Origin of the sequence: Streptosporangium sandarakinum, from assembly GCF_013409935.1 — a bacterium.
Taxonomy (GTDB): domain Bacteria; phylum Actinomycetota; class Actinomycetes; order Streptosporangiales; family Streptosporangiaceae; genus Streptosporangium; species Streptosporangium nondiastaticum.
This window is the reverse complement of record NZ_JACCCO010000002.1, coordinates 1-26,393: the sequence shown is the minus strand read 5'-3', so window position 1 is coordinate 26,393 and position 26,393 is coordinate 1. Positions and strand designations below refer to the sequence as shown.

The window sequence follows — 26,393 nt, the reverse complement described above, 5'->3', positions numbered from 1 at the left end:
CTCGGGGCGAAAGGGCCCCGGGGCGACGAGACGCCCCGGGGCCCTTCCGTTCTTCTTCCCGCTCAGCGCCGTGTGCCGTCGAGCAGGTCCTTCCAGAAGTCGTCGAGCGCGTCCCGCAGCGTCCGCCGGGCCGTCCAGCCCAGCACCCGCCGCGCCGTCGCCGGATCGACCTGGAGCCATTCGGCGATCGCCCCGGGCGAGACCTGCGTCGTCGAGGCGGGCTCACGCTCGACGATCTCGGCGCGGACCCCGCTGACCTCGATCAGGTCGCCCACCAGCCGCCTGATCGGCACGGCCCGGCCGGTCCCGATGTTGACGACCCGGCCGCTCGCGTCGGCGCCGGCCGCGGCCACGACGGCCTCGGCCAGGTCGCGCACGTCCAGGTAGTCGCGCACCGCCCGCAGCGGCGCCAGCTCCAGCGTCGCGGGCCGGCCCCGCCGTACGGCGTCCAGCAGCGCGTGGCCCACCTTGCCCAGCAGGCTGGAGGGGTGGGCCCCGGGGCCGACGGAGTTGGTCACCCGCAGCACCACCGCGTCGGCGTCCGCGTCGAGGACCGCGCGGGTGGCGGCGTACTTGGTGCGACCGTAGCCGCCGACCGGGTCGATCGGGGCGTCCTCGGTCAGCGGCGTGCCCTCGGGCAGTGGGCCGTACTCCAGGACGGTGCCGAGCTGCACCAGCCGCGGCCGCCGTACGGCGAGGTCCGCCGCGGCCAGCACCCGCTCGGTCACGGTGACGAAGGAGTGGCGCATCCGCTCCTCGCTCAGGCCCCAGTAGTCGCCGGCCGCGTTGACCACCGCGGTGGCGCGGTGCCGGTCGAGGGCCGCGGCCAGGGCGCGCGGCGGGGCGGCGGTGAGGTCGAGCGCGACGTCGGCCGCGGCGGTGCGGCCGACGGTGAGCGCCTCCCAGCCGGCGGCGGTGAAGGCGGCGTGGACGTGCCGGCCCACGAAGCCGGTTCCCCCCAGGACGACCACTCGTTTCTCCGGGTCGTGGTGAGCGCGCACCGTGCCTCCTTTGCGGTCGGATGTCGGTCGGGTGCCGGACGTGTGCGGTCGGATGTGGTCGAGTGCCGGTCCGGTGCCGGTCAGGCGGGGACCCGCCGGGCCGTCTCGCGGATGCGGTCGACCAGCCGCGCCTGGGCCAGCGACGCGGCGGCGTCGCCGTGGCGCTCCCCGGTGCGCACCGCCCGGGCGAAGCTCCGCAGCAGCGCGGCGAACTGGTCGTCGGCCCGCAGCGGCAGGTCATCGGTCCGGCCGTCGAGTCCGGTACGGCGGGCCACCGGCGTCAGGTCCGCGGGCGGGGTGAAGGCGCGGTCCAGCAGCAGCCCGCCCCGGCTGCCGCGGATCTCGTAGGAGCAGCGGTAGGGCCGGTCGAAGCCGAACTCCACCTGCGCGGTCACTCCGCGCGGGGAGACCAGCAGGGCGGCGCCGCCCACGTCGACCTCGTCGCCGCAGCGCAGCACCGCCCCCAGCACCTCCAGGTCGCCGCCGAGCAGGTGCTGGGCGGCGCGCAGCGGGTAGACGCCGGTGTCCAGCAGCGCGCCGCCGCCGAGATCGGCCCGGTAGCGGATGTCACCGGGGTCGCGGGGCGGCACGGTGAAAGCGGCGGTGAACGCCAGCGGAGTGCCGAGGGCGCCGCCGTCCAGCAGCCGGCGCACCTCCTCGTGCTGGGCGTGGTGGACGAACATCATCGCCTCCATCAGCACCAGGCCCCGCTCGTCGGCCAGCCGCTGCAGGCGGGCGGTGTCGGCGGCGCAGGTGGTGAGCGGCTTCTCCACCAGCACGTGCCGGCCGGCCCGCAGCGCCCGCTCGGCCCAGGGGGCGTGCAGGGCGTTGGGCAGCGGCAGGTAGACGGCCTCGACATCGTCGCGGAGCAGCGCGGTCTCGTAGTCGCCGGCGGCCTCCACACCGAACTCGGCGGCGAGCCGTCCGGTCTCGGCCGGGCGGCGGCCGGCCACCACGACCGGTTCCACCCCGGCGGCCCGGGTCATGGCGGGCAGCATGCGGCGCCGGGCGATGTCGGCGGCGCCCAGCACCGCCATCCGCACGGGCCGGGACGCCACGTTCACGCCGCCCGCGGCGCTCAGGCCCTCCACGGCGTTCACATCGCTCATGGCGCTCATGCCGCCCGCGGTGCTCAGGCCCTCTGCGGCGTTCACATCGCTCATGCCGCCCGCGGTGCTCAGGCTCCCCGCGGCGTTCACGTCGGTCACGGCGTTCACGCCGCCCGTGGCGCTCATGCCGTCCATGGCTCTCACGCCAGCGACAGCAGACCGGCGAAGAGGCTGCGCGCCTGGATGCTGACGTAGTAGCTGTGCCGCAGCAGCGCGCTCATCTGCCGTGGGGTCATCCAGCAGAACTCCGGCGGCGTCTCCAGCGGGAAGCCCTCCCCGACGTCGATGATCATGCTGCGGTTCTCGGCGTGGTAGAACCGGCCGCCCTCCTCCGACTGCACGGTGTCGTAGCGCAGCCGGGCTGGGTCGGGCCGCAGCGCCTCCTCGCGGTAGCGGGGGACGCGCTCGGGCGGCAGCCCGGCGTAGTTGCCCGGCTGGAGCTGGACGGTGGGGGCCAGCTCCACCACGTCGCGCGACCCGGCCTCGGCCCGGGCGTGGACCAGCAGGTGCGTCACGCCGCCGATCGGCCGGGTGAGGAACGCGCTGACGCCCCGCTCGACCGGCTGGACCAGCGGCTGGGTCCAGGCGGGCACCTCCCGGTTGCCGGCGTGCACCTCGGTGGCGATCACCCTGAAGTACCGGCCGCTCTCGTGGGCGATCTGGTGGTCGTCCCGGTGCCAGCCCTTGACGGTGTCGAGTCCGTCCTGCCGCTGGACCATCTCGTGGCGGGACTTGAGGTCGGTGAGCCAGTGCAGGATGTGGGCGTCGGTGTGCAGCGCCCACACCGACGGCGACAGCGACGCGCGCAGCGCCGCCCGATAGCGGTCAGGGTCGTCCCCGATCTCGTCGCCGTCGCCGTCCGGAAGCCGCGGAATGCACGACAGGACCGTCCGCGCGTCCATGTTGATCACATTGTCCCGCTGGAGCAGCCGGTGGATCTGCCCCAGCGTCAGCCAGCGGAAGTCGGGGTGCTCGGGCACCTCACCGGTCGTCTCCACCACCATGTTGCGGTTGCGCTTGCGCAGGAACCACGACCCCTGCTCGGACTGCAGCACGTCGACGAGCACGGCGGCACGGGAGCGGTCGGTGAAGAACTCCAGGTAGTCGATAGGCCGGCCGCCGTGCACGCCGGTGTAGTTGCTGCGGGTGGCCTGCACCGTGGGCGACAGCTGGATGGTGTTGACGTTGCCCGGCTCCATCTTGGCCTGCATGAGGAAGTGCGGGACGCCGTCGAACTCCTTGACCAGGAGACCGAGGATGCCGATCTCCGGCTGGTTGATGATCGGCTGGGACCAGTCGCCGCCGCCTTCGAAGTCGGTGCGCACGTGCAGGCCCTCGATGCTGAAGAACCGGCCGCTGTCGTGCGTCAGGTTGCCGGTGCCGGGCCGGAAACGCCAGCCGCGCAGCCCGGAGAACGGGATCGGGGTCACCGAGAAGCGGTTGGCCCGGTGCTGCTCGGCCAGCCACGTGTCGAGGTGGTCGTTGGAGGTGACCCAGCTGTCGGTCACGCGCGCCGACCGGGCGAACCGGCGGGCGAGGTCGGGGCCGCCGACCGCGGCGGGCTGGGCGGGGTGCCGGGTCAAGGTGGCGTTGCTCATGGACGTTCCCATCCTGACGGTGGCGAACAGGGCGACGCCCCGAGCGTCGGCGCACCCGGTCGAGAACCGCTCGCGGATCCATCTGAGCCGCGGTGCGGGGGCCGGTGTCGTCCGGGGCCGGCGGATGCCGTCCGGAGACCGCCGCGGACCCGGCCGGGCCGCCGCCGCCCGGCTCAGCCCGGCTCAGCCCGGCTCCGACCGGTATTCGAACCGGCTTCGAGCACGCCCTCCTAGCCTGCCGCCATGGCTGTTCGCGACGTTCACACCCGCAGCATGCATGTCCGGCAGATGGCCGTACCGGGGGCGTTCCTGGTCACGGCCGAGAGGTTCGACGACGAGCGCGGCACGTTCTACGAGGCGTACCGGGAGGACGTCCTGGCCGAGGCGCTGGGCCACCCGCCGAAGGTCGTGCAGACCAACTTCTCGGTGTCGCACCGCGGGGTGCTGCGCGGCATCCACGGCGCGGTGGTCCCGCCGGGGCTGGCGAAGCTCGTGACGTGCGTGCGCGGCGCGGTGCTCGACGCGGTGGTCGACCTGCGGGCCGGCTCCCCCACCTTCGGCCGGTACGAGGTGACCGTGCTCGACCACCGCAGCCGGGCCTGCGTCTACCTCTCCGAGGGGCTGGGCCACGCGTTCCTGGCGCTGGAGGACGACACCTGCGTGCAGTACCAGTGCTCGGAGACCTACCGCCCGCGGGACGTGATCACGGTGAACCCTCTCGATCCGGAGATCGGGCTGCCGTTCCGGACGCCGGAGCCGCCGATCCTGTCGCCAGGCGACGCGGCGGCGCCGACCCTGCGGGAGGCACTGGAGCGCGGCCTGCTGCCTTCCTATCAGGACTGCCTGGACCACCACCGGGCACCCGCCGCCGGGTGGTGATCCGCGGCGGCCCTCCGCACCCGTCGCACCCGGTGCCGCCTCCGGCAACGCGGCCGGCCCGTCCACGGTGAACGGCAGGCCGAGCGCGGCGAGATAGACGGCCGGCGTCAGCGGAGTGGCGGCGCCGATGTGCAGGAGGCACCGCTCGTCGTCGAGATGTTCGACCCTGGCCATCGGAGGCACCCGCTCGCTGGCGGCCGAGGCCGGGGCGTGCACCGTCGCGACCGTGCGGCAGGGGCCCAGCGTCGTCGCGCTGCTGCTCAGCCCGGACGCGGCGTGGCTGACCGGCCAGAACCTCACGGCCGATGGCGGCCTGGTGTGACGCCGTATCGGTTCGGTACCGCCTGGTGACCGGTCAGGCTCGGCGTTCTCCGCCCTCCTGGAGCGCGGCGCGCTCCGTGAGGCCGCCATGGGCCGGACCTCGCTCGAACGGAGACGCTCTTTCACTCCGCGGCGATGACCTCGATGAACCCGCGGTCCGGGGTGGTCATCAACGCTCTTCTCTTGCCTTCTCTTTACAAAGCATTGCGTATACGCAATGCTTTTTATGTGGGTGGCAAGGAGAAGCGAACGGACCTCCATAACCGGATCGCGGTGCTCCGCGCCGAGCGCGGCGTGTCACGAGCCGAGGTCGCCGAGGCGGTGGGGGTGAACCCGCAGACCATCGGGTTCCTGGAACGCGGTGACTACGGGCCGTCCCTCGACCTGGCCTTGAAGATCTGTGAGTTCTTCCAGTTGCCGGTCGAGGCCGTCTTCTCCCGACACCCGTTCCAGCCGATGTCGCAGCAGCTCTACGGAGGTCAGTGATGAACACGTCCGCAGGAGCCGGGCCGTTACGGCTCGCGCGCAGTACGGTCCGCCGGGTGCTGGCGGTGCTCGCCGCCGCCCCGATGGTGTTGCTGGCGGTGACCGCGCTCACCGATCAGGACTCCGCGATCTCGATGATCGCGGGTCTGGCGGCGGTGGCGGTCGCGGCCATCGTGTTCGTGGCACTGCGCCGGGCGACCCATCGGACCGCGGAGATCGCCGACGGCGATCTGGACGAGCGCGAGCGCGGCGAGGTGCGGGAGGCGTTGCGCATCGCCTATTCGGCCAACGGGGTGATGCTCGGGCTGCTATTCGCGGCGGCCATGGCCGACCGCCGACTGGTGACGGTGACCTGGGAGCCGCTGATCGCCGGTGCGATCATCACGTTGGTCCTGCTGCCCTCGGCGATCGTGGCCTGGCGGCAGCGTGACCTGACCGATGCCTGAAACCTCTCGGGGAAGAGCGGGCGCAAAAGAGCGCACCGTGACGTGGGCGCACACCAGGCCCGTTCCCGCGCGATGCCCCGATGCGGCGTGGTCGGTGCCGCTCGGCCGGCACGGCCTCTGCCCGGTCAAGGACCCGCTGTCGATCGCCACTCAAGATGAGGATCGTCTGGGGCCGGGTTGATGTGGGAGCCCCGGTAGATGCCGTACGACCCCGGCCACCGGTAGACGATTCCCCGGCCCCGCCGGCCTCACCGGTCGGCGCCGGGAAGGCGCCCGGCGGGTCGCATCACGTGCTCACGTGCCCCCTGAACCGTTCGTGAGCACTCTGCTTGGAGATCCCCATCGCCTCCCCCACCTGCGTCCAGGAGGCGCCGGCCTCCCGGGCGCCGGCGACGACCTGGTCGAGCAGGGTGCGCTGCCAGCTCTCCATCTGAGACAGCAGCGTGAGGGCGGCGAGAGGACGTTCGGCGGCGAGCTTGACGATCCGCTCGCACAGGAGATTCGACTTCGTCACCAGCTCGCCGGGTGGCGCGGCGGCGATCAGCGGAGCGGCGTGCCTGCTCCACCATCGATACTCCGTCTCCTTGGCCCCCTCCGCCGTGGGCGGGAACCGGCGCTGGTCGGTCCATCCGCATGAACATCCGGCCTGGTAGCCGACGAAGGTCTTGGTGAAGGCGCCGCCGGACGAGGCCGGATCCCCGTTGGGGAGCACCGGAGCGGCGAAGCCCTCGTGGCTGGGAATATCGGGGCACTTGAACGTCATAGGCGTCAGGATATCCTGACGCCTATGACGTGTGCGGGAACACTGTCATCGGTCGGCGACGCGACCGAGCACCGCACCGGCGGATGCCCGTCTCGCCGGCGACCCGCCGGGAGGCGGCGGGTCCTCGGATCGGTGGGCGGGGCCGTGCGGGTCCGCGCAGTGGAACGCGCCGGAGTCGTCGGCGGGCGGCTCGGCCGGGGCGTGATCGACCTGCAGGGTGGTGTGCCTGATGCCGTAGCCGTCGTGCAGGAGGTGCTCGACGGCCTGCCGTACGGCGTGGCAGTCGGCTCCCGGGGCGACCAGGATGTGCGCCGACATCGCCGGGTAGCCGGAGGTGACCTCCCACACGTGCAGGTCGTGGACCTCGACGACGTGGGGCAGGGCGGCGGCCCTGCGGCCGATCTCGGCGGGGCTGACGCCCACGGGGGCGGCCTCCATGAAGACGCGGCCCGCGTCGCGCACCAGGCCCCAGCCGGCCTTGAGCATCAGGGCGGCCACCACCAGGGCGGCGACGGCGTCGGCCCGCGCCCAGCCCGTCGCCATGATGACCGCCCCGGCCGCGGTGGTGGCGATGAAGGCGTACAGGTCGTTGAGGATGTGCTGGAAGGCGCCTTCGACGTTGAGGCTGGACCGGTCGGCCCTGCGCAGCAGCCAGGTCGCGGCGAGGTTGACGGCGATGCCGGCCAGCCCGGTGGCCAGCATGTAGCCGCCGGCGACCTGCGGAGGGGCGATGAGCCGGTGGACGCCCTCGTAGACGAAGTAGGCGGCCAGCAGCAGCAGGGTGATGCCGTTGAGCTGGGCGGAGACGATCTCGGCGCGTTTGAGGCCGTAGGTGAATCCGCCCCGCGGCGGGCGGGCGGCGATCCGCATCGCCGCCAGGGCGAAGACGATGGCGAAGGCGTCGGTCAGCATGTGCCCGGCGTCGGAGATCAGCGCGAGGGAGCGGGCGATGACGCCGACGACCACCTCGGCCGCCATGAAGACGACGATCAGGGCGAGCGCACCCGTCAGGTAGCGGCGGTCGGCCTGTGCGCTGACTGCGTGCCCGTGCCCGTGTCCGTGGCCGTGTCCGCGGGGGGCGGAAGGGCCGGGCTCGCCGGCGCCGTGCAGGCCGGAGGTGTGCAGGTCAGTCATCGCGTTCTCCTTGTTCGTGCCTGATGTGGGCGAGGGCCACGTCGAGCAGCATCCGCACGTGGGAGTCGGCGAGCCGGTAGTAGGCCATCCGGCCGCTGCGGCGCACCTTCACCACCCGCTTGGCGCGCAGCAGCCGCAGCGCGTGCGAGGCGGCCGACATGCTGTGGCCGGTGATCGCGGTCAGGTCGCACACGCACATCTCGCCGCCTTCGAGCAGGGCGGCGATCAGCCGCAGCCGCCGGGGGTCGGCCAGCAGTCCGAAGATCTGGGCCAGCTCCTCGATGGACCCGTCCGCCGGCAGCGCCTCGCGGACGCCGGCCACCCGTTCGGCGTCGACCACCGTGACCGAGCAGTCGCGGTCCGGCCGCAGAGGAACAACTGAATGACTGTTCACCTGTGCAATTGTGAGGACTCTCCTGTCGTCCGTCAATGCACTCGGTGATTGTCCGACTACGCAGACCTTCGACCCTGAAGGAGAGCGAAACCTCACTTGCATGGTTGCTCATATGTGTGATGCTTCAGTAGTCGGGTAACCACGAAGAGTGAACATCGCAGGTCGATCCCCATTAGACCCGTCCGGCCCCCGGCGCTCAACCGGTTACGGCGATGCTCACCGGAAGGAAAAGTCCCATGCGAAACACCCAGCGGATCCTCCCCGCGCTGGCCGCATGCGCCGCGGCCGGCCTGCTCGCGATCGGCGTTCCATCCGCGCAGGCCGACTCCGGCAGCCCCGGGCCCACCGGCATCGGCACCCCCACCACCGCCGCCCCCCGGCCCACCGGTGTCAACCCTCCCGCCGCCGGCGCCACCACCTCCTCGGCGCGCACCTGCGGCTACCGGGTCGTCCATGTACGGCGCGGCAGCTTCTTGCGCGTCCGCTCCGGACCGGGGCTGAACCGCCGGCCCATCGGACGGCTACGGGTGGCCGACGGCCGCGTCTACGGCTCCTGCACCGCCCGCCACGGCTGGATCGCCGTCAAGACCCCCACCGGCACGTCCGGTTGGTCCTTCGGCTACTACCTGCGCCGGGTGAGCCGGAGGTGACCCGCCCGGCGGCGCCGGCCGGCCGCCGGGCCGCGCTCCTCGCCGCGAAGGCGGCGTCGCGCCCGGTATCGCGTTCCGCGCCGTGGTCTTCCGCGGCGACCCCATCGACCCAGGTGCGATCTCAGCGAACAGAACACACCGGAGGCGTTTCCATGACAGACGAACCTGGCACCCCGGCCCGGGACCCGCAGTGCGCCGGCACCGGCTGTGACATTCCGGCCGATCAGCGCGTCGCCCATCCGCAGTGGGGTGACCGGCACCCCCACCACCACGGCGGTGACGGCCACGGGGACGACGGCCACGGGGACGACGACTGCCCCTGCGGCCACGACTGATCACCGGTACCGCCCGCCATCGGGTTCTCACCGTCCTCGGCGAGGAGAGCCCGATGGCGGGCCCCCGGCGGAAACACGCGAACCCGCGACCGGTGGAACACACGCCCGACCCCTTCTGTCCCTTTTCCAGCTCATCTCGGAACCTCGGAACCTCGAAACGGCGAAAGAACGGTGAAGACGTCCATGGGCGAAGAACACGGACACGGACACGGATCTGCCGAGCACGCCGGACAGGACGGCCCGCCGGCCGCGCCGGCGCTCCCCGACCCGCCCGCGGCCGCGGGACTGCTGACCCCCGCCGCGGTACGCAACCAGGTGTTCACCGTCGTCCGGCTGCGTGAGGGCTACGACCTGACCGAGGTCGACCAGTTCCTCGGACAGGTCGAGACCACCCTGATCCGGGTGCTGCGCGACAACGCGGAGCTACGGGCCCGCGCCGCGGTGAACGGGAACGGCGAGCGGGCGGCCGGCGGTGAGGGCGCCCACGTCTCCGACATCGTCCGGCAGGCGGCCGACCGCGCCCTCGCCCTGGCCCATCAGGAGGCCCAGGCGATCCTGGAACAGGCCCGCCGTACGGCCGGGCAACTGGAACGCGCCGCCTGGTGCGACGCCTCGACACGGCATCCCCGGGACCCCGCCGTCTCCCCCGAGGTCCTGAACGAGCGGATCCAGAGCCTGCGCGCCGTCGTCACCGCATCCGGCGGTGACCTCAAGGACGCGCTCGACGGTCAGATCAGCAGGCTGCACGCCCTGCTCGACGAACTGCGGGACCTCACCGGCCCCGCACAGGCCCCGCCGTCCGCCCGGCACGCCGCCCCCGAACGGCCCACCGGCTGACGACCACCGGCCGTCCCGCCCTCTTTCCGGAGGGCGGGCGGCGCCGATCCGGATCTCACCGGCGACGGCCGCGCCGCGCCGTACCCCCTGCCTCCCGTGCGCTTTCCACCGTGTTCACCCACCCCTTCAGATCATCAGGAGGTGCTCACCAATGCCACCATCGGCCTTGGCCTGGGCAATGGGGCCGGTCCCGCAGGCACAACCTCCCCACCAGGCGGCCTGGGGCGCGGTGCTCCTGGTCTGCGTCTCCACCCTCGTCGGCGCCTACCTCGCCCGGCGCGACTCCGAGCGCATGACGCTGTGGCTGGCCATCGCGTCGGCGATGATGCTGGTCACCGCGCTGGTCGACCTGCTGCCCGACGCCTGGAGCGAAGCGGCCGAGACCGGAGTCCCGCTGTGGGGCCTGGCCCTGGCCGCCGCGTTCGGCTTCCTGGTCATCACCTACTTCACCCGCCACGGCTGCGCCTGCCCCGAGGACGCGGCCGCCCGCACCGCCCTGCACGGCCCCGGGCTGCACCGCCGCGTCAAACAGGGCATGGACGCCGCGGTGTTCGGCGGCATGGGCACCGCCGCCGCGCTGACGCTGCACCGCGCCATCGAGGGCGCCGCCCTGGCGCTGACCGCCTCCATCGTCGTCATCATCGCGCTCGTCGTGCACTCGGCCAGCGAAGGTCTCGCCCTGGCCGCTCTGCTGGACATCGCCAAGCAGCGCCTGACCCCCTGGCTGATCGTCTCCTGTATCAGCCCGGCCGTGGGGGTCGTGATCGCCACCATCAGCCCCCTGCCCGCCGCCCTGGTGCCGATCCTGCTCAGCATGGTCATGGGTGTGCTGTGCCGTACCGCGATCGTCGGGATGAAGCTCGCCGCCAGTAAGCGGAGAAGCGGCCGGCTGTCCCGGCGGCAGATCACCGCCGCGGCCGTCGCGGCGGTCTGCGCGGGCGTCCTGCTGATCACCGCGAACATCCTGGGCGGCGACGACGACCCCGTGAAGGCGTCCCATCCCGCCCCGGCGGCCACGCCCTCCGCCGGACTCCCCCGCACCGGGCCGGCCGCCACCCCGCCCGTGCCCACACAGGCTCCGCCGCCGCACCGCCCGGCGCCGGCCGCCACCCTCAGCAGGGCGCAGCTGCGCAGGGCGCTGACCGCCGGGCAGCTCAGCCTGGCCGAGGTCTTCCAGCGCGACGACGAGATCACCCGCCGCACCCCGATCCGCCGGATCCTGCTCGCCCTGCCCGGCGCCACCCCCGTCACCGTCCACGCCCTGCTGCTGAGCACCGGACTCGACGGCAGGCAGTGGGTCGCCGACCTCACTGAACGGCAACGGCGCGCCCTGCTGACCGCCCTCGCCTGAAGACGCGATCCCCCGCCGGTCCCGGCCGCCGCTCCGTCAGTCGTACACCCCGATGGTTTATGTTGTACACCGTGAACGCGACAAAGGAGCGGGTCGCCGAGGCCGCGCGGGCGATCCTCGTCGGTGAGGGGGCCGACGCGGTGACCATGCGGAGGGTGGCGGAGATGGTCGGCGTCACCGCCATGGCGATCTACAAGCACTACCCCGGACGCGAGGCCCTCCTCGCCGCCGTGGCGGACCGCACCTTCGACGAACTGGGCGAAGACTGGGGAACGAAGGTCCCGGACGGCGACTGGGAGACCCGCTTGATGTGCCTGCTGGACGACTTCCTGGACTTCGCCCTCGGCCGCCCGCATCTGTACACGTTCCTGATGACCGATCGGCGCGACCGGGCCAGGCGCTTCCCCGACGACTTCCGGCGGAACGGGTCACCGGCGTTCACCCGCGTCGTCGAGCTGACCGAGGAAGGCATGCGCCTGGGTCTGCTGCACCCCGACGACCCGCTGGAGACCGCCCTGGCCCTGACCTCGCCCGTCCAGGGACTCGTCCAGCTGTATCTCGGCGGACGCGTCGGCCTGGAAGAGGACGACTTCAGGGCCCTCTGCGCACGCACGGTGAGGAGGAACCTCCGCGGCCTCCGGGCCTAAGGCGTGATCGCCCGGGCTCACCAGCATGCCGCCGGCGCTCGGAAAAGGGGGACGACGGAGGGACGATCGACGCGAGAGCCTCCCAAGGACGGCAGGCCCTCGGCCGGTCCCGGGGCGGGCCGACCACCAAGCTCCATCTGATCACCGAAAGCCGTGGCCTGCCGCTCACCCTGCACCTGACCGGCGGCAACGTCGTGGAGCGGTGTTTTGCCCAGCTCAAGCAATGGCGAGCCGTCGCCACCCGCTACGACAAGCTCGCCGGCCGCTACCTCGCGGGTGTCACCATCGCTTCCCTGCTGCTCTGGCTCCGCCACGCTGAATCGTCAGACACGCCTCAGGCGGAGGGCTCGGCAACGGGATGTGTGGAGCTACTGGTCGTTGGGCGGGTGATGGTGGCCCGGTTGCTGGCGGTTTGCCGTTTCCGTTGGTAGTGGGTTCGGCCTTTGGCGGCGTTCCCGCAGGTGGCCATGTCGCACCAGCGGCGGCGGCCGCCTCGGGAGCGGTCGATGAACAGCCAGCCGCACCGCAGGCCAGGGCAGACGTGGGTGCGTTCGAGCGGCAGTGACCGGAGCAGGTCGAACGCTTGCAGGGCCAGCTCGTGGTTGAGGTACTCAAGCCCCGAGGTCTCGACGTTGACCTGGGGTTGTGGCGTGTTCCCGCGGACGGTGAGGCGAGCACTGGCGACCGCGTGCTTCCAGTGCTTCTCAACCTGGTCGACCGCCTGCGGAGAGGCTGGAGCGTCTTTGCGGATCAGTGTCGTGATGAGATCGTGCAGAGCCTCGCGCAGCTCGCGGGTGCGGTCCAGGGCCAGCGCGGCGTTGTCGGGCTCGGTGTCGGCCAGCCGCTGCAAGACCGTGAGGGCGACGGGGTCGAACTGACTGGTGAGGGCGGCCCATTCCAGCAGGCGCGGATAGCCATCGAGCCAGTCGATCGGCTCGGTGTCACGCGCTGTGACCGTGTTCACCAGGTCGATGATGATGTGCCCACCGACCAGGTCGCGGGGCCTGAAGGTGTGCGCCTGGATGCTTCCCACTGCCCATGACCGCCTTCCTCGGCTTGCCTCGTTCCATCCAACCAGTGTAATGATGTTATCCGGTTGGAATGTCTTCCGGTTGAAAGGAGAGGGCCATGGCTGCTGCCGTTGAGGTGATCGCGGCCCCCTGGAATCTCGGCCTGCGACCGCCCGCGCCGGGCCGCGAGCCCGGCACGTGGCGGGCCCCGCGAGCGCTGTTGTCGGCGGGGCTGGAGGCGCGGCTGCGGCCGGCCCGGGTGGTGGAACTCGCCCGTCCGCCGTACGAGTTCGACGCGCAGCCGGCGACCCGCGTCCGCAACGGAGTGACCATCCGCGAGCACGCGCTGCGGCTTGGCGAGGCGGTCCAGGCCGCGCTCGCCGCGTCCCGGTTCGCGGTCGTGCTGGGCGGCGACTGCAGCATCCTGCTGGGGTGCCTGTTAGGGGCCCGGCGCGACGGACGCTGCGGCCTGGTTCATCTCGACGGCCACAGCGACTTCCGGCATCCTGGCAACTACGACGCCGGTTCGTCCCTCGGCTCGGCAGCCGGGATGGATCTGGCCCTGGCAACCGGCCGTGGTGAGCTGCTGCTCACGCACTGGCCGGTGGTGGGCCGACCGCTGGTCGCCGACGAGGACGTGATCCAGATCGGTGACCGGGAGGACGCGGGGATGCCCCCGGTCACCCGGTTCACCGCTCAGCAGATCCAGCGGATCGGCATCGCCGATCTGGGCGGGCGGATCATCACCCACCTGGAGCGGCGCGGGCTGGACCGCGCCTGGCTCCATCTCGACCTCGATGTGCTCGACGAACGCGTCCTGCCCGCAGTGGACTCTCCGGGCCGTCCCGGCCTGGACTTCTCCCAGCTCGCCGAGCTCGTCTCGACCCTGGTCGGCACCGGCCGGGTGGTGGGGCTCGACGTCGCCATCTACGATCCGGAACGCGACCCGGACGGCGTGTACGCCGCCCCCATCGTCGACTGCCTCGCCTCCGCTCTGACCCCGCTTGCGACCGTGGAGGCGCACGCATGAAGACGCTGCTCGCCGACGGCCCCAGCGACCTGTATGCGACCGAGATGGAGCAGTTCGGACGCCTGGCCGGACACTGGGTGACCCAGATCACCTACTACCCCACCGACGGCTCACCGGCCCGCAGCGTCAGCGGTGAATGGGAGTTCGGCTACGCCCTGGAGGGCAGAGCAGTCTTGGACGTCTGGCAATGGCCCGGGCGCCAGGAACTCCCCGACACGGGGCGTGCGCCCGACCAGGAGTGCGGCCTGTGCGTACGAATCTGGGACCCGCGCCTGCGACTGTGGCGGTTCACCTTCCACGGCACCGCCCGCGGCGACTTGGTGCACATGTACGCCCGACAGATCGACGATGAGATCGTCATGGAACGCGCCGCAGGCAGCGACCTGGTCCGCTGGGCCTTCGCCGACATCACCGCCGACACGTTCCACTGGCGGAACGAACGATCGACCGACGGCGGACACACCTGGCGGCTCGACCAAGAGGTCAACGCCCGCCGCCTACGGTGAGAGGCCTCGATGCAACGGCCGGGCCTGCTACCGGCAGGGCACCACGCGTCGACGTACTTCTCGATGTTTCACAGGCGGTCGCTCATGAAGCACCCCACCGTCCGGCGGTCCACCTGCGGCGATCATGTTTCATGAGTTGTTGCAAACGACTGGATGTCCGAAACACCCTCATCGGCGCGGTCATCCCCGAGCGGTCCGACCAGATCGCCGGCCGCTACCTCGCGGGTGTCACCATCGCTTCCCTGCTGCTCTGGCTCCGCCACGCTGAATTGTCAGACACGCCTCAGGGATCACCATCGCCGCCGGCGCGCCGCTCGTCCTGACCGCGGTGACGGCGTCCGCCGCCTCACCCCCGCCACCGGAAAGGCCCACCGAAGCGGATAGGGCCCATGCGGTGGGCCGACTCACCATCGACCGGTGGACGGGCTGCCTCCATATCCTGTGGCGATTCTTCTCGACCCCTTTTCCCGACGGCATTCCGTCCGAAGGTCACGAGGCCGTGTTATTTTCCTGCTGCCTGCGGCGACCGACAGATGTGGGGCGATGATGTTCCGGTACGAGTTCGGCGTTGTCGAGTGGTTATGGGATCTGGAGGCCATCCGGGTGAACATGCCCGGGAGCGGCGAGCGTAAGTTCTCCGGCAGCTACGACGAGGTGGTCGCGGTGCTTTCCGAACTCGGCGGTCAGGGTTGGGACGTGGCCACGTGCGCGGCCAACGGCAACTGGTTGTTCTGGACTCTGCGGCGCCAGCGCTGAGAGGTCCCGGTGGTATCGGTGAACTGACGGCCAGGGAACACATCCGGCAGGCATATCAGGTGTGAGGCTCCGCCTGGATCGATACGCTCCGATATCCGAACCACGCGGAGGGTGAGAGCATGGCGAAGTGCAACGCCTGCGGCAATGAGGTGTCAGAGGGAAGACTCTGCGCATTGTGTGCCGCGAAAATGGTCAATTACCACAACGGGGACTACGACGACGAAAACGACCCCGCCGTGAAGCTCTACCACGAGACCGCCGCCAAAATGAACTCGCCGAAACCTCCCTCGGGCGGGTGCGTTCTCGTCGTGCTCGCCATCACGTCCCTTTCCGCCGTCCTCGCGGCCGCGGGGATCGGTATAGAGAATCTCATCGGTTGATGCGGCACCGTTCAGCCCCGGTTCGGGGGCCTCGATCCGGGCGCTGATCGAACGCGCCGGCCTGGCCGACGACTCCGGCGGTGGAGGCGACGGCCAGGCCGGTGAAGGCGACCATCGAGAAGCTGGAGTGGATGCGCGGCATGGACGCGCATCTGCTGGATTTGTCGGCGTTGCCGACCTGCGGTGGTTCACCCCGAACGTGCCGGCGACGCCCAGCAGGGCACCATCACCACGCCGCACCTCGCCGGTCGGACGGAGGCGGCCGGCACCCCTTGCGCCCGGCCGTTGTCGAGCCGAGCCTGCGCCCATGACGGGTTCTCGGGGGGTCCGGGTCTGGCCGAACACCGAGCCGCCATGTGCGTGGGCTTGGAGGAGCGAGGCGGGGAGAGGAGTGGGTCGGCCTTCAACTGCCGAGGGTGCGCTTTTGTGGGTGGATCGCCTCGCCGCGGGCGAGCATGTCAACGAACTGGGTGATACGGCGGGCTCGGGTCTCGGCGCGTTTGGCGTTCGCGATCCGATAGAGAACGGCGTAGCGGTTTTGGGAGGTGAGGATGTCGAACATCGCTTGCGCCTGGGGTTTCGCGGCCAATGCGGCGGCCAGGTCGGCTGGTACCTCGATACCGGCTTGTCCCGCGTAGGCCGTGTCCCAGCGGCCGTCGGTCTTGGCGCGTTCGACCTCGGCCATTCCGGCCGGATGCATCCGGCCCTCGCTGATCAGACGGGTGACGATGGAAACATTCCGCGCTGACCAGGGACTCTGCCTTCCGCGAGGGGTGAAGCGCCGGCAGAAGGTGGTCTCATCCCGCCGTCGTAGCCGACCATCGATCCAGCCGTGGCACAGGGCTTCGTCGAGCGCCTGGTCATAGGTCAGGCTGGTGGGGTGGGTCGTGTTCTGCTTGGCGAGGACCAGCCACACCCCTGCCGAGCCGTCGTGGTGTCCGCTGAGCCACTCCCGCCAGGCTCGGGCATCGGTAACGGTCAGTTCCAGTAGTTCGTCGCTCATCGTCATGTGCCCCTGATGATCATCAAAGGTATGGTCGTCGGCGGTCACCCGAAGGTGGGAGCCCAGGACGGGGGCCTGCCGGAAGTGGCGCTGGATCGGTCGGCGCGAGCGCCGCCCGCTCCGCCTCGGTGAAGAACGGGGTCTCGCGCCAGGTGACCGCGTTGTGCAGCCGCTCCTCGGTCTCTCCATGCTTCTTCGCCGACTGGACGCCGGCGAACAACACACGGGCTGCAGCCGTTGATCTGGCTGGCCCGCAGATGGACCAGCTCGAGCACGAGCGGGTCGACGCCACCGGCGTGAATCGCCTTGTGGAGATGCTGGATCCCTGTGATCACGTCGGGATTCGCCACGCTCTTCATGCGTGCTTCCATGGGGCCTGCCCCTCGTCGGTCACGTGCGCCCATCCGGGCCCGCCATCTAACGCACCTTGGCGGAGGTCATCGTCGTCGTAATGGACTTCTCGGCCGAGGAGTTCTCGGTCATGCCGGCGACGTTACGGTATGACCCGGTCAGAAACGGTCCTGGTTATCGAGCAGACTGTCAGCCGTGATCAACACCTCGGCGCGGCTGCTGCGGCTGCTGTCTTTGCTGTCAACGCGGCGGTCCTGGACGTGCGCTGATCTGGCCGCCCAGCTGGAGATCACCGAACGGACGGTTCGCCGGGACATCGCCCGGCTACGTGAACTCGGCTACGGCATCGAATCGGAGATGGGCCCATGGGGCGGCTACCACCTCGGGCCCGGAACCAGCATTCCGCCACTGATCCTTGACGAGGAGGAGGCCCTCGCGGTCGCTGTCGGGCTGCGCACCGCCGCCTTCAGCGGAGTCTCCGGCAGCGACCAGGCAGCCCTGTCGGCGCTGCTGAAACTACGCCAGGTGCTGCCGGCCAGGATCGCCGACCGGCTCGGCGAGTTGGACGCCGCGTTCACTCACACCGCACGACCCGACGACAGCCAGATCTCCCCCGCGTTGCTGCTCGACCTGGCCACCGCGTGCCGGCGAGGCGAACGCACCCAGTTGACCTACCGCGACAGGGGCGGAACGACGTCCACCCGCCGGGTGGACCCCTACCGGCTCATCTACACCGGCCGCCGCTGGTATCTCCTCGCCTACGACCTGACGCGGCAGGACTGGCGCACCTTCCGTACCGATCGCATCATCGATGCCACAGCCACCGGGCAGGCCACTGCCCTGCCCGACCCACCAGATCCAGCACAGATGGTCAGCACGGGCATCGCGCTGAAGCCCTACCCGGTGCGGGTGACCATCCGCCTGGCCGTACCGGCCGATGAGGCCCGCAGGCTGGTGCCACCAACGGTCGGCGTCCACCACCCGGACGGCGATGACGCCACGATCATCGACATCGGCGGGCCAGACGCCGACGGCCTGGCCCGCTACCTGCTCAGCCTCGGCCGACCACTCCGGATACTGCACCCGGAAGAGGTCCGCCAGGCATTCCTCACCCGCACACGACAACTCCTCAAGGACAACCAGTAACACAAACACCCGCCGATCGCCGACACGGCTACCTGCGGTGACGGATGTCGCCAGCCACCACGAAGTGCGACTGCGATCTTGACCGTCTCAATCGAGGTCCGCTCAACGAGACACGCCGCACCGCCGGTCCGCGGGTGGTTTTTCGGCCAGGACCACCGGGACCCCATGAAGGAGCGGCGTGGGCCGGCCCTCCGGTTCGGCAGGACACCCGGCGGCTGTCTGACCTGCCCGCCGGAACCGTCTTGCGGATTCGAAGCCTCCGGCGGGCCTGAAGATCCGGACTTCGTACAGGCTCTGGTACTGCTATGCCGCCGACTGGGGGTTCTGTCCCGTTCGTGATGACGTCATGGGTCTTCGATGACCAGGTCTCTGGGTTGGAGATCAGCGGTGCGGCAGTGTCGTTGACACAAGCCGAACGATCACTAAAGGGAAATCCTGATGCGAAGCCTCGCGAGACTGTCAGCCGTCGGAGCGTCCACCGCCATCCTTGCCACAGCCCTCATGACCCCCGCCCAGGCGGCGGCCACCTCATGGGCCTCCTGCCCCGCGGGCTCCGGCGTGGATCCGCGCCAGGAATGCGCCACCCTGCGGGTCCCCATGGACTACCGGAAGCCCGGCGGGCCGACGATCTCGCTGGCCGTGTCGCGGATCAAGACCGCCAAGCCCGCGTTGCGCCGTGGCGTGCTGCTGCTCATCCCCGGCGGGCCGGGCAGCCCCGGCCTGAACCGCCCCAGCGTCCAGGTCAAGAAACTGCCGCAGGACGTGCTCGACCGCTACGACATCATCGGGTTCGACCCGCGCGGCGTGGGCCAGAGCTCGCCTGTCTCGTGCGACCTCGCAACCGGCGACCTGTCGGTCACCAAGCTCAAGCCGTATCCCGACGCCGACGGCGGCATCGCGGACAACCTCGCCTGGTCACGCAGGATCGCCGAGGCCTGCGCCCACAACGGCGGACCGCTCATCCGGCACATCAGCACCCGCAACGAGGCCCGCGACATCGACGGCATCCGCCAGGCGCTGGGCGAGAAGAAGATCTCCTACTGGGGCGTCTCCTACGGCACCTACGCGGGCGCCGTCTACGCCACCATGTTCCCGCAGCGCACCGACCGGGTCATCCTGGACAGCAACGACGATCCCGATCCGCGCCGCGTGGCGCGCCGGTGGCTGGCCAACTACACCGTCGGCGTGGAAGACCGCTTCCCCGACTTCGCCACCTGGGCCGCGACCCGCGACGGCGAGTACGGCCTCGGCACCGACCCGGCGCAGGTCCGCCGGACCTTCCTCGACCTCGCCGCCGAGCTGGACCGCGAGCCCCTGCCCTGGCCGGGCGCCAATCCGGAAGAACTGAACGGCAACCTCCTGCGCGAGACCATGCTCAACGCCCTGTACTCCGACGCGAACTTCCCCATGCTCGCCACCCTCATGCACGCCGCCCTGACCACCGGCGAACTGCCTCCGTCGAACACACCCCCGGCCGCGGCCATGCAGAACACCGCCGCCACCGCCGGCGCCACCATGTGCAACGACGTCGAGTGGCAGGACTCGACCAGCGGGTACGAGCGCCAGGTGGCGAGCAGCCGGTCCGCCCACCCGCTGACCGCGGGCATGCCCGTCAACGCGGGGCCGTGCCAGTTCTGGCCCTTCAAGCCCGCCGAACCCCCCGTGCGCATCACCTCGCGTGGGCCCGCCAACGTCCTGCTCATCCAGAACCTGCGTGACCCCTCCACGCCCTACGGCGGAGCGCTGAAGATGCGCCGGGCGTTCGGGCAGCGGGCTCGCATGGTGGCCGTCGACTCCGGCGGTCACGGTGTCTACCTCGCCAACGGCAATACCTGCGGCGACCAGACCGTCACCTCCTTCCTGACCACCGGAAACCTGCCCACCCGCGACAAGAGTTGCTGATCGCATCGCCGGGCACGCCGGAAGAGGAGACGTCACACACCCGGGCCGTGGCGCGACCACGGGCACCGCGTGACCGGTCAGCCGAGGGCGGCCCGGGAGCGGGCGATCTGGTCGCGGGTGCGGGCGGACCAGACGGGTTCGTTGAGCGGGTCGAGCCGGTGGAGGCAGGTGGTGAAGTGGGCCAGCGCGGCCCGCTCGTCGCCCCGCCACCGGCTGATCTCGCCCAGCGTGTAGGCGATCAGCGCCTCTCCCTGGGTGTCTCCGGCGTTGACGTACATCTCCGCGCACTGGGCGAGAATGCCGATGGCGGTGTCATGGCGGCCCAGCGCGGCCTCGGCCTGGGCCAGCCGGCGCAGCGCCAGCCGTTCCCCGGTGGCCCACCGCAGGTCCCGGCAGAGGTCCAGGCAGGCCCGGTAGTGGCCGATCGCCTCCTCGACGTGGCCCGTCTCGTAGCGGGCGACGCCGAGCGTGCGCAGGAAGCGGGCCCGGTGGACGGCGCTGTGCCCCTCGGCGTGGGCGAGGGCCCGGCGGCAGGTCGCCGCGGCGTCATCGTAGCGGCCCAGGTAGAACTGGACCGCGGCGATCTCGGTCCACGCGCTCAGCAGGCCGTGCGGGTCGCCCAGCGCGTCGAACCGCCCGGCGGCCAGGGTGGCGGTGGCGAGCGCGGACCCCAGGTCCGTCTCCAGGGTGGCGGCGACCCCGAGCAACGCGTACGCGGCGGCGTGCCGATCCCCGTCCCGTGAGCAGCGGCCGAGCAGATGGCGGAACTCGTCGGCGACCCCGCGAGCGCGTATGCGGTCCACCTCGACATCGGCGCGCACCAGCCGCAGGTGCGTCTCGGCGGTGACGTCCCCCGCCGCCGCGGCGGCGCCGGAGGCCGTCCCCAGCACGCGGACGGCGTCGTCGTGGAAACCGCGCACGATCAGGAACGGCGCCAGCGCGTAGGCGAGTTCGGCCGCCTCGCGTACCAGCCCGGCGCGGGCGGCGGTCTCGGCCACGGCGACGAGCACGGCGCGCTCCGCCGCCAGCCAGGCACCGCCCTCCGGGCAGGGCGGCGTCCGGTCCGGGACGCCGGGCGGCGGCGGGGCGAAGGCGAGGGGCAGTTCGCGAGCGGCGGCGGCGGCGTGGTCCCGGGCCGTGGCGGCGACCCGGCGCAGCGCCGCCGCCCGGCTCCGCCCGTTCTCCTCGGCGGCGAACAGCTCGGCGGCGAAGCCGCGCAGCAGGTCGTGCATGCGGTAGCGGGGTTCGGCCGCGGCGTCGGCGTCACCGGCGGTGACCAGCCCGGCGGCGGCCAGCTCCTCCAGGGGGCCGTCCACCTCGTGCGTGCTCGTGCCCGCCAGCGCGGCCACCGTCCAGGCGGCCACGCCGTCGGCGGCCACCGACCCGAGCAGCCGGAACGCGTGCCGTGCGGGCGCCGACAGCGCCGCGTAGCTCGCCTCGAACGTGGCGCGGACGTCCAGGTGGCCCGCACGCAGTTCGTTCAGCGCCGAGGCGTCGGCGAGCCGCCGCGCCAGCTCGGCCAGCGGCCAGGCCGGCCGGGTCACCAGCCGCGCTCCGGCGATGCGCAGCGCGAGGGGCAACCGCCCGCAGGCGCCTATGATCGCCTCCGCCGATTCGGGGTCGCTCGCCACCCGGCTTGCCCCGGCCACGCCGGCGAGCAGATCGCGGGCGTCGGCGGGCGGCGGCACGTCCAGCGGGTACGCGATCGCGCCGGGCAGCGCGGGCAGCGGCCCACGGGAGGTGACGAGGACCGCCGATCCGGGGGTCCCGGGGATCAGCGGTTCCACCTGGGCCTCGCCGGCCGCGTCGTCCAGCAGCAGGAGAACCGCCCGGTCGGCGACCTTGGCCCGGTACATCGCCGCCCGCTCCCCGACGGAGGAGGGCATGCCGGCGGAGTCCACGCCGAGCGTCCGCAGCAGCTCCGCTAGCGCGTCGGACGGGTCGCGGGGCGACGCCGAGGCGTCGCACAGCCGGACGAACAGCTGCCCGTCGGGATACCGCTTCCGCACCAGATGCGCGACATGGACCGCCAGCGTGCTCTTCCCGACCCCGGGCGGCCCCGACAACGTCACGATCACCGGTGCCGTCCCGGTGCCGTCCAGCGCGGCGACCAGGTCGCGGGTCTCGCCCTCGCGGCCGGAGAAGTCGGCGATGTCGGCCGGGAGCAGGCAGATCCCCGTCCAGACGGGTTCCCGGACCGTCTCCAGCGCGGGGGGCGGGACGGGGGCGTCGTCGAGGATCGCCGCCTGCAGGCCGCGTAGTTCCTGGGAGGGTTCCACGCCCAGCTCGGCGACGAGCGTCGAGCGGGCCCGCCGGTACGCCTCCAGCGCCTCGGCGCGGCGGCCCGCCCGGTGCAGCGCCAGCATGAGCCGGTGCCACAGGCGTTCGTTGAGCGGCGCGGCCTCCACCAGCGGCGTCAGCTCACCGACGAGCTCGTCGTGCAGGCCGAGCCGCAGGCGCACGTCGATCCAGCCGAGCCGGGCGTTCTCCCGGCGCTCCTCCAGCTCGGCGACGCGCGCCTGCATCGCCGCGGCCAGCGGTACGTCCTCTGCCGGCCGGCCGCGCCACAGCGCCAGCGCCTCCGTGAACAGCCGGTTCGCCGTGGCGGCGTCGCCGCGCGCCGCCTCCAGCCGGGCCTGCCGTACGGCCTCGTCGAAGGCGAGCAGATCGAGCCGGTCGGGGCCCAGACACAGGCGGTAGCCGTACGGCACGGTCTCGACCTCGATCGCGGCGCGGCGCAGCGCGGTCAGGTACGTCTGGAGGTTCGGCAGGGCGGACCGGGGCGGGTCGTCCCACACCGAGGTGATCAGCCGGTCCCTGGACAGGACGGTGTTCGGATGGAGCAGGAAGACGCCGAGCACCGTACGAGCCTTGGAAGCCAGCCGGATCGGCTGCCCGGCGTCGGCGGCCCGGACCGGTCCGAGGACCGCGAAGTCCACTTCGTCTCCCCGAACGATCAGCGGTTCTGTCCCTTCTATGGCGACCATATGCGGTTTCTGTGGGCGAAGGGAGGACCTTGATCAAGGACATCGGAAAGAAGGAGGTGGACAAGGTGAAGATCGAGGTTCGCAAGGTGGAGGCCGTCAAGGCGACCCAGTTCATGACCTGAGGCACCGCCTCTCAGTAGGCCGGGAGGCGGCTCTGGCCGCCTCCCGGCCCTCTCCCTCCCGACGAGCGATGCGGATGAGCGATGCAGGTGATGTTGAAAGAGTGCGCCTGGGAGTCTCTCGGTGACGAGCTGGTGGTGGTCCACGACCCGCGCGAGGCGTACACGCTGGCCGATCCGGACGGCCGGATCGCGGCGCTCCTCGACGAGCTGGCCCGCGGGCCGGCCACGGCGGAGGAACTGAGCGCGGCGCTGAGCGCGCGAGGCGTACCCGTCACGGAAGACGACGTCCGCGACGGTCTCGCCGGGCTCGACTCCCTCGGCCTGGTCGAGGACGCCGCCGAACGCCTGCTGGGCGACCCGGACGCCGACGAGCGGCACTTCTCCAACCTGACGTTCTTCGGGGTCTTCGCCCGGCTCGGCAGGTCGCGGGCGGAGTTCGTCCGGCGGCTGCGAGACTCCCACGTCCTCGTGCTCGGCGCGGGCGGCGGCGGCTCGTCCCTCGTGCAGTGCCTGGCCGGGCTCGGCGTCGGCGCGCTGACACTGGTGGACCGCGACGACATCGCTCCGCGCAACTTCGCCCGCCAGTTCCTCTACCGGCACGCCGACGTCGGCCGGTCGAAGGTGGACCGCGCCGCCGAATGGGTGCGCGAGTACGACCCGGGCATCGAGGTCCGCGCCGTGGACCGGTGGATCTCCGGCCCGGACGACCTCAAGGACCTCACCGAGGACGTCCACCTGATCGCCGGCGGCCTCGACGGCGATCCGGACGCGAACCTGTGGGTCAACGAGGCGGCGCTGCGCGCGGGCGTCCCCTGGGTCGCCGGCGGGATGACCCGCACCCAGCTCATCTACTTCTCCGTCGACCCGGGCGTGAGCGCCTGCCTGCGCTGCGACGAGTCCGACCTCCCCGATCCGCGGGAGCGCACGACCGCGGCGGTCGCCCAGCGGCTCACCCGCGGGCTGCGGCTCGCCAACGGCCTCACCGGGCCGATGGCGATGCAGGTCGGGTCGCTGGTCGCCTACGAGGCCATGCGCTACCTGACCGGCGTCGAGCAGCCGCGCGCGGCCGGGTCCCGGGTCGTCATCGACCTGCTCAACGGGCTCGTCCCGGTGTGGCAACCGTTCCCCCGTGACCCCGACTGCCCGGCGTGCGCGCTGGCCCGGCGGTGAGCCGATGAGCGGCACGGTCCAGCTGCGTCCGCTCAGCGTGGTCGAGGAGGGCGACGAGGTCCTGGTCGGCGATCCCGCCACCGGCACCTTCGTGTCCATGCCCGCCGTGGGCGGAGTGGTGATCTCGGCGCTGCTGCGCGGCGCGACCGAGGAGGAGGCCGCGGCCGAGGCCGAGGCGTTCGCCGGTGAGCCCGTGGACATGCCGTCGTTCGTGGCGACCCTCGCCGAACTGGGATTCGTCGACGACCGGCCCGATATGGAACGCCGGGCCGTGCGCACCGCGCCCATCCAGATGCGGCGCTGGATGGCGGGGGTGAGCCGGCGCGTGGCCCGCCCCTTCTTCGGGCCGGTGGCCTGGGCCTGCTACGCCGTCCTCGCACTGCTCTGCCTGGCCGTCTTCGTCGTCTCGCCGTCCCTTTTCCCGGACCCGGCCCGGGACGCGTTCCTGCTCGACGACATCGGGCTGAGCGCGCTGCTGCTCATGCCGTTCGTCCTGGTCTCGACGTTTCTGCACGAGTGCGGGCACTGGCTCGCCGCCCGGGCGATCGGTGTCGAGTCCCGGTTCGGGGTGGACCGGCGGATGATGCTGCTCGTCCTGGAGACCGATCTCTCCCAGATCTGGACGGTGCCGCGCCGTCGCCGCTACGGGCCGCTGCTCGGCGGGATGGCGGTGGACGTGGTCCTGCTCAGCCTGCTGCTGGGCGCCCGTCTGCTGATCCGGCAGGGAGCGTGGTCGCCGGACCCCGTGGTGGACGCGACGCTCTCGACCTGGGTGTTCGTGAAGCTGGCGGGCCTGCTGTGGCAGTGCATGGTCTTCCTGCGCACCGACCTGTACGGGGTGCTGGTCAACGCGCTCGGCTGCCGCGACCTGTGGCGGGTCAAGACGCTGCTGCTGCGGCGCGCGTTCGGCGGGCTCACCCCGGCGCAGGCCGCGGAGCTGGACTCGGCCGCTCCCGCCGACGTGCGGGCCGGGCGGTGGTTCCGGTGGGTGTGGCTGGCCGGGTTCGCCGTGGTGCTGGCCTGGTTCGTCTTCTTCGTGGCCCCCGTCGCGGTGACCGTGCTGGCCTGGGCGGCCGAGGGGCTGCTGCTCGGACCGCTCAGCCCGCGGTTCTGGTACGCGCTGCTGTGCGCGGCCCTGCTGCTCGGCCCGTACCTCCTGGCCGCCACCCTGGCCATCCGGGAGTACGTCCGGCGGTAGCCTCCTCGCCGCGCGCCCGGACGGACGGCTCACCCGCCACCGGCCGGACGTCCTCACCGTCGGCCGGCGCCGGTGACGTGGAGCCGGGAGGCCGATCGCTCGTCTCAGGTCCACGGTCGCCGTCTTCCGGGGGAACAGCGGGCCGATGTGGAAGAATCTTGTTCCATGGCACCGCCTCCATCCGCCGCCCCGAGCGCGTTCCGGCCCTGATGGCGGGCAAGCGCGCCGCGCGGACCGCCCGGTCGATCGACGTCACCCGCCTTCCCGAGGACGTCCTGGCGCTCGTCGACGCCCTCGAACCCGGGGAGGAGCTGGCCGTCACAAAGGGCGGCGAGCGGATCGCGGTGATCTCCAGCACCCTTCCCGTGCTCCACGGCGCCGTCGTCGATTCCGCCACCGCGGAGGAGACCGGCGAACGACCTCCGGATGAACGACCTCCGATCGACTACGACGGCGTGACGGTCGTCGCCACGGCGATGAAGCTGCCGGCGTCGGCCCGGGTGTCGCTGTCCGACAAACTCGGCCCGGACTACGTCGTGCTCGACATGCACGCCGCCCCCAGGACGGCCGACGTACTGCTGACACCGCCGATCAGCCCCCAGCTGATCGGGAGCCTCCGGTCGATGTTCCCGGAAGCCCGGCTCGTCATCACCGAGATCGACGACGACGAGCTCGGGGTCAACTACCACGGCCCGGTACGGCGCATGCTGGACGCCGGCGCGGAGGCGTACCTGCCGCCGGCGACCATCCCCCACCTGGCGACGCAGCTCGACCACACCCTCACCCGGCTGCGTCAGGTCTCCGGTGGCGCCGGTGCCGCACCGGAGATCGAACCCGCCGCGGCGGCGCCGGATGACGACGGGGACGGCATGCCGGCGGCG

28 protein-coding genes and 2 pseudogenes are annotated in these 26,393 nt (G+C 71.7%); 19 read left to right on the top strand and 11 right to left on the bottom strand.

What is annotated here, in order from left to right; translation table 11 throughout:
• Positions 1-62: 62 nt before the first annotated feature.
• From HDA43_RS18725 to HDA43_RS18715, 3 genes are all read right to left on the bottom strand, one after another.
• On the bottom strand, positions 63-1,001 hold the full coding sequence (locus HDA43_RS18725) for an NAD-dependent epimerase/dehydratase family protein (protein ID WP_179823491.1): 939 nt from the start codon (positions 999-1,001) through the stop codon (positions 63-65).
• 80 nt (positions 1,002-1,081) lie between these two features.
• Positions 1,082-2,245 (bottom strand): Gfo/Idh/MocA family protein, encoded by a 1,164-nt coding sequence (locus HDA43_RS18720; protein WP_246424528.1) that lies wholly within the window; start codon positions 2,243-2,245, stop codon positions 1,082-1,084.
• A 5-nt stretch (positions 2,246-2,250) separates the two neighbouring features.
• A complete protein-coding gene (locus HDA43_RS18715) occupies positions 2,251-3,708 on the bottom strand; it encodes an NDP-hexose 2,3-dehydratase family protein (RefSeq protein WP_218912313.1) in 1,458 nt (485 codons plus the stop codon).
• Between the two features lie 243 nt (positions 3,709-3,951).
• Between HDA43_RS18715 and HDA43_RS18710 the strand changes: the two genes are divergently transcribed.
• The 4 genes from HDA43_RS18710 to HDA43_RS18695 all read left to right on the top strand — a co-directional run bounded on the left by HDA43_RS18710 (position 3,952) and on the right by HDA43_RS18695 (position 5,840).
• Positions 3,952-4,587: a dTDP-4-dehydrorhamnose 3,5-epimerase family protein gene (locus HDA43_RS18710; RefSeq protein ID WP_246424453.1), complete on the top strand. Its 636-nt coding sequence runs from the start codon at positions 3,952-3,954 to the stop codon at positions 4,585-4,587.
• A 127-nt stretch (positions 4,588-4,714) separates the two neighbouring features.
• On the top strand, positions 4,715-4,909 hold the full coding sequence (locus HDA43_RS18705; RefSeq protein WP_179823487.1) for a hypothetical protein: 195 nt from the start codon (positions 4,715-4,717) through the stop codon (positions 4,907-4,909).
• Positions 4,910-5,043: 134 nt separating this feature from the next.
• Positions 5,044-5,394, top strand: coding sequence for a helix-turn-helix transcriptional regulator (locus HDA43_RS18700; RefSeq protein ID WP_376770511.1), 351 nt, complete (start codon positions 5,044-5,046; stop codon positions 5,392-5,394).
• The gene (locus tag HDA43_RS18695) at positions 5,394-5,840 is read left to right on the top strand and encodes a hypothetical protein (RefSeq protein WP_179823485.1); all 447 of its coding nucleotides are present in this window, start codon (positions 5,394-5,396) and stop codon (positions 5,838-5,840) included. The genes HDA43_RS18700 and HDA43_RS18695 overlap by 1 nt, the downstream gene beginning before the upstream one ends.
• A 286-nt stretch (positions 5,841-6,126) precedes the next feature.
• On the opposite strand, the gene HDA43_RS18690 is transcribed toward HDA43_RS18695, so the two are convergent.
• The 3 genes from HDA43_RS18690 to HDA43_RS35165 are packed head-to-tail and all read right to left on the bottom strand — an operon-like array spanning position 6,127 to position 8,131.
• A complete protein-coding gene (locus tag HDA43_RS18690; protein WP_179823483.1) occupies positions 6,127-6,603 on the bottom strand; it encodes a hypothetical protein in 477 nt (158 codons plus the stop codon).
• A gap of 45 nt (positions 6,604-6,648) precedes the next feature.
• The gene (locus tag HDA43_RS18685) at positions 6,649-7,737 is read right to left on the bottom strand and encodes a cation diffusion facilitator family transporter (protein ID WP_179823481.1); all 1,089 of its coding nucleotides are present in this window, start codon (positions 7,735-7,737) and stop codon (positions 6,649-6,651) included.
• Positions 7,730-8,131, bottom strand: a complete 402-nt coding sequence (locus tag HDA43_RS35165) for an ArsR/SmtB family transcription factor (protein WP_312873420.1) — start codon at positions 8,129-8,131, stop codon at positions 7,730-7,732. The genes HDA43_RS18685 and HDA43_RS35165 overlap by 8 nt, the downstream gene beginning before the upstream one ends.
• Positions 8,132-8,367: 236 nt before the next feature.
• On the opposite strand from HDA43_RS35165, the gene HDA43_RS18675 reads away from it, so the two are divergent.
• From HDA43_RS18675 to HDA43_RS36835, 6 genes and pseudogenes are all read left to right on the top strand, one after another.
• On the top strand, positions 8,368-8,781 hold the full coding sequence (locus tag HDA43_RS18675) for an SH3 domain-containing protein (protein ID WP_179823477.1): 414 nt from the start codon (positions 8,368-8,370) through the stop codon (positions 8,779-8,781).
• Positions 8,782-8,933: 152 nt separating this feature from the next.
• On the top strand, positions 8,934-9,116 hold the full coding sequence (locus tag HDA43_RS18670) for a hypothetical protein (RefSeq protein WP_179823476.1): 183 nt from the start codon (positions 8,934-8,936) through the stop codon (positions 9,114-9,116).
• 183 nt (positions 9,117-9,299) lie between these two features.
• Complete coding sequence (locus HDA43_RS18665) at positions 9,300-9,953, top strand: DivIVA domain-containing protein (protein WP_179823474.1); 654 nt, start codon at positions 9,300-9,302, stop codon at positions 9,951-9,953.
• Between the two features lie 151 nt (positions 9,954-10,104).
• Positions 10,105-11,304 carry a ZIP family transporter gene (locus tag HDA43_RS18660; protein WP_179823472.1) on the top strand — a complete coding sequence of 400 codons (1,200 nt, stop codon included), beginning with the start codon at positions 10,105-10,107 and terminating at the stop codon, positions 11,302-11,304.
• 71 nt (positions 11,305-11,375) lie between these two features.
• A complete protein-coding gene (locus HDA43_RS18655; RefSeq protein ID WP_218912312.1) occupies positions 11,376-11,951 on the top strand; it encodes a TetR/AcrR family transcriptional regulator in 576 nt (191 codons plus the stop codon).
• A gap of 6 nt (positions 11,952-11,957) precedes the next feature.
• Positions 11,958-12,091, top strand: a pseudogene (locus HDA43_RS36835) (IS5-like element ISMra2 family transposase); the annotation flags it as partial.
• Positions 12,092-12,285: 194 nt separating this feature from the next.
• Here HDA43_RS36835 and HDA43_RS18645 read toward each other — a convergent pair.
• A complete protein-coding gene (locus tag HDA43_RS18645; protein WP_179823466.1) occupies positions 12,286-12,984 on the bottom strand; it encodes a CGNR zinc finger domain-containing protein in 699 nt (232 codons plus the stop codon).
• Positions 12,985-13,079: 95 nt separating this feature from the next.
• Here HDA43_RS18645 and HDA43_RS18640 point away from each other — a divergent pair, with 95 nt between their 5' ends.
• The 4 genes from HDA43_RS18640 to HDA43_RS18625 all read left to right on the top strand — a co-directional run bounded on the left by HDA43_RS18640 (position 13,080) and on the right by HDA43_RS18625 (position 15,633).
• Positions 13,080-13,991 (top strand): arginase family protein, encoded by a 912-nt coding sequence (locus HDA43_RS18640; RefSeq protein WP_179823464.1) that lies wholly within the window; start codon positions 13,080-13,082, stop codon positions 13,989-13,991.
• Positions 13,988-14,497 carry a hypothetical protein gene (locus tag HDA43_RS18635; protein ID WP_179823462.1) on the top strand — a complete coding sequence of 170 codons (510 nt, stop codon included), beginning with the start codon at positions 13,988-13,990 and terminating at the stop codon, positions 14,495-14,497. Before HDA43_RS18640 ends, HDA43_RS18635 begins: the two co-directional genes overlap by 4 nt.
• Before the next feature lie 543 nt (positions 14,498-15,040).
• Positions 15,041-15,253, top strand: a complete 213-nt coding sequence (locus tag HDA43_RS18630; RefSeq protein ID WP_179823460.1) for a hypothetical protein — start codon at positions 15,041-15,043, stop codon at positions 15,251-15,253.
• A gap of 119 nt (positions 15,254-15,372) precedes the next feature.
• Positions 15,373-15,633 carry a hypothetical protein gene (locus HDA43_RS18625; RefSeq protein ID WP_179823458.1) on the top strand — a complete coding sequence of 87 codons (261 nt, stop codon included), beginning with the start codon at positions 15,373-15,375 and terminating at the stop codon, positions 15,631-15,633.
• 403 nt (positions 15,634-16,036) lie between these two features.
• On the opposite strand, the gene HDA43_RS36440 is transcribed toward HDA43_RS18625, so the two are convergent.
• The 3 genes and pseudogenes from HDA43_RS36440 to HDA43_RS36735 all read right to left on the bottom strand — a co-directional run.
• On the bottom strand, positions 16,037-16,684 hold the full coding sequence (locus HDA43_RS36440) for a YdeI/OmpD-associated family protein (RefSeq protein ID WP_218912311.1): 648 nt from the start codon (positions 16,682-16,684) through the stop codon (positions 16,037-16,039).
• A complete protein-coding gene (locus HDA43_RS36740) occupies positions 16,659-16,859 on the bottom strand; it encodes a carboxymuconolactone decarboxylase family protein (protein ID WP_376770522.1) in 201 nt (66 codons plus the stop codon). The genes HDA43_RS36440 and HDA43_RS36740 overlap by 26 nt, the downstream gene beginning before the upstream one ends.
• Positions 16,860-16,908: 49 nt before the next feature.
• Positions 16,909-16,995, bottom strand: a pseudogene (locus tag HDA43_RS36735) (carboxymuconolactone decarboxylase family protein); the annotation flags it as partial.
• 187 nt (positions 16,996-17,182) lie between these two features.
• Between HDA43_RS36735 and HDA43_RS18610 the strand changes: the two are divergent.
• Positions 17,183-18,133 carry a helix-turn-helix transcriptional regulator gene (locus tag HDA43_RS18610; protein WP_179823456.1) on the top strand — a complete coding sequence of 317 codons (951 nt, stop codon included), beginning with the start codon at positions 17,183-17,185 and terminating at the stop codon, positions 18,131-18,133.
• A gap of 501 nt (positions 18,134-18,634) precedes the next feature.
• Complete coding sequence (locus tag HDA43_RS18605; RefSeq protein WP_218912310.1) at positions 18,635-20,035, top strand: alpha/beta hydrolase; 1,401 nt, start codon at positions 18,635-18,637, stop codon at positions 20,033-20,035.
• 77 nt (positions 20,036-20,112) lie between these two features.
• Here HDA43_RS18605 and HDA43_RS18600 read toward each other — a convergent pair whose 3' ends face one another.
• A complete protein-coding gene (locus HDA43_RS18600) occupies positions 20,113-22,974 on the bottom strand; it encodes an AfsR/SARP family transcriptional regulator (RefSeq protein WP_179823452.1) in 2,862 nt (953 codons plus the stop codon).
• 260 nt (positions 22,975-23,234) lie between these two features.
• Here HDA43_RS18600 and HDA43_RS18595 point away from each other — a divergent pair, with 260 nt between their 5' ends.
• The 3 genes from HDA43_RS18595 to HDA43_RS18585 all read left to right on the top strand — a co-directional run.
• The gene (locus tag HDA43_RS18595; RefSeq protein WP_246424520.1) at positions 23,235-24,314 is read left to right on the top strand and encodes a HesA/MoeB/ThiF family protein; all 1,080 of its coding nucleotides are present in this window, start codon (positions 23,235-23,237) and stop codon (positions 24,312-24,314) included.
• Between the two features lie 4 nt (positions 24,315-24,318).
• Entirely contained in the window at positions 24,319-25,512 is a 1,194-nt protein-coding gene (locus HDA43_RS18590) for a hypothetical protein (protein WP_179823448.1), read from the top strand.
• Between the two features lie 158 nt (positions 25,513-25,670).
• Positions 25,671-26,393 (top strand): hypothetical protein (locus tag HDA43_RS18585; protein ID WP_218912309.1); only part of this gene is annotated, 723 nt, incomplete at its 3' end.

Coding starts and splice junctions, on each gene's coding strand:
- HDA43_RS18700 (WP_376770511.1), top strand. CDS start 5,044: ATGACCTCGATGAACCCGCGGTCCGGGGTGGTCATCAACGCTCTTCTC.
- HDA43_RS18625 (WP_179823458.1), top strand. CDS start 15,373: ATGGCGAAGTGCAACGCCTGCGGCAATGAGGTGTCAGAGGGAAGACTC.
- HDA43_RS18635 (WP_179823462.1), top strand. CDS start 13,988: ATGAAGACGCTGCTCGCCGACGGCCCCAGCGACCTGTATGCGACCGAG.
- HDA43_RS18720 (WP_246424528.1), bottom strand. CDS start 2,245: ATGGACGGCATGAGCGCCACGGGCGGCGTGAACGCCGTGACCGACGTG.
- HDA43_RS18670 (WP_179823476.1), top strand. CDS start 8,934: ATGACAGACGAACCTGGCACCCCGGCCCGGGACCCGCAGTGCGCCGGC.
- HDA43_RS18640 (WP_179823464.1), top strand. CDS start 13,080: ATGGCTGCTGCCGTTGAGGTGATCGCGGCCCCCTGGAATCTCGGCCTG.
- HDA43_RS18590 (WP_179823448.1), top strand. CDS start 24,319: ATGAGCGGCACGGTCCAGCTGCGTCCGCTCAGCGTGGTCGAGGAGGGC.
- HDA43_RS18705 (WP_179823487.1), top strand. CDS start 4,715: ATGTGCAGGAGGCACCGCTCGTCGTCGAGATGTTCGACCCTGGCCATC.
- HDA43_RS18665 (WP_179823474.1), top strand. CDS start 9,300: ATGGGCGAAGAACACGGACACGGACACGGATCTGCCGAGCACGCCGGA.
- HDA43_RS18630 (WP_179823460.1), top strand. CDS start 15,041: ATGATGTTCCGGTACGAGTTCGGCGTTGTCGAGTGGTTATGGGATCTG.
- HDA43_RS18595 (WP_246424520.1), top strand. CDS start 23,235: ATGTTGAAAGAGTGCGCCTGGGAGTCTCTCGGTGACGAGCTGGTGGTG.
- HDA43_RS18660 (WP_179823472.1), top strand. CDS start 10,105: ATGCCACCATCGGCCTTGGCCTGGGCAATGGGGCCGGTCCCGCAGGCA.
- HDA43_RS18605 (WP_218912310.1), top strand. CDS start 18,635: ATGACCCCCGCCCAGGCGGCGGCCACCTCATGGGCCTCCTGCCCCGCG.
- HDA43_RS18690 (WP_179823483.1), bottom strand. CDS start 6,603: ATGACGTTCAAGTGCCCCGATATTCCCAGCCACGAGGGCTTCGCCGCT.
- HDA43_RS18695 (WP_179823485.1), top strand. CDS start 5,394: ATGAACACGTCCGCAGGAGCCGGGCCGTTACGGCTCGCGCGCAGTACG.
- HDA43_RS18715 (WP_218912313.1), bottom strand. CDS start 3,708: ATGAGCAACGCCACCTTGACCCGGCACCCCGCCCAGCCCGCCGCGGTC.
- HDA43_RS18710 (WP_246424453.1), top strand. CDS start 3,952: ATGGCTGTTCGCGACGTTCACACCCGCAGCATGCATGTCCGGCAGATG.
- HDA43_RS18685 (WP_179823481.1), bottom strand. CDS start 7,737: ATGACTGACCTGCACACCTCCGGCCTGCACGGCGCCGGCGAGCCCGGC.
- HDA43_RS18675 (WP_179823477.1), top strand. CDS start 8,368: ATGCGAAACACCCAGCGGATCCTCCCCGCGCTGGCCGCATGCGCCGCG.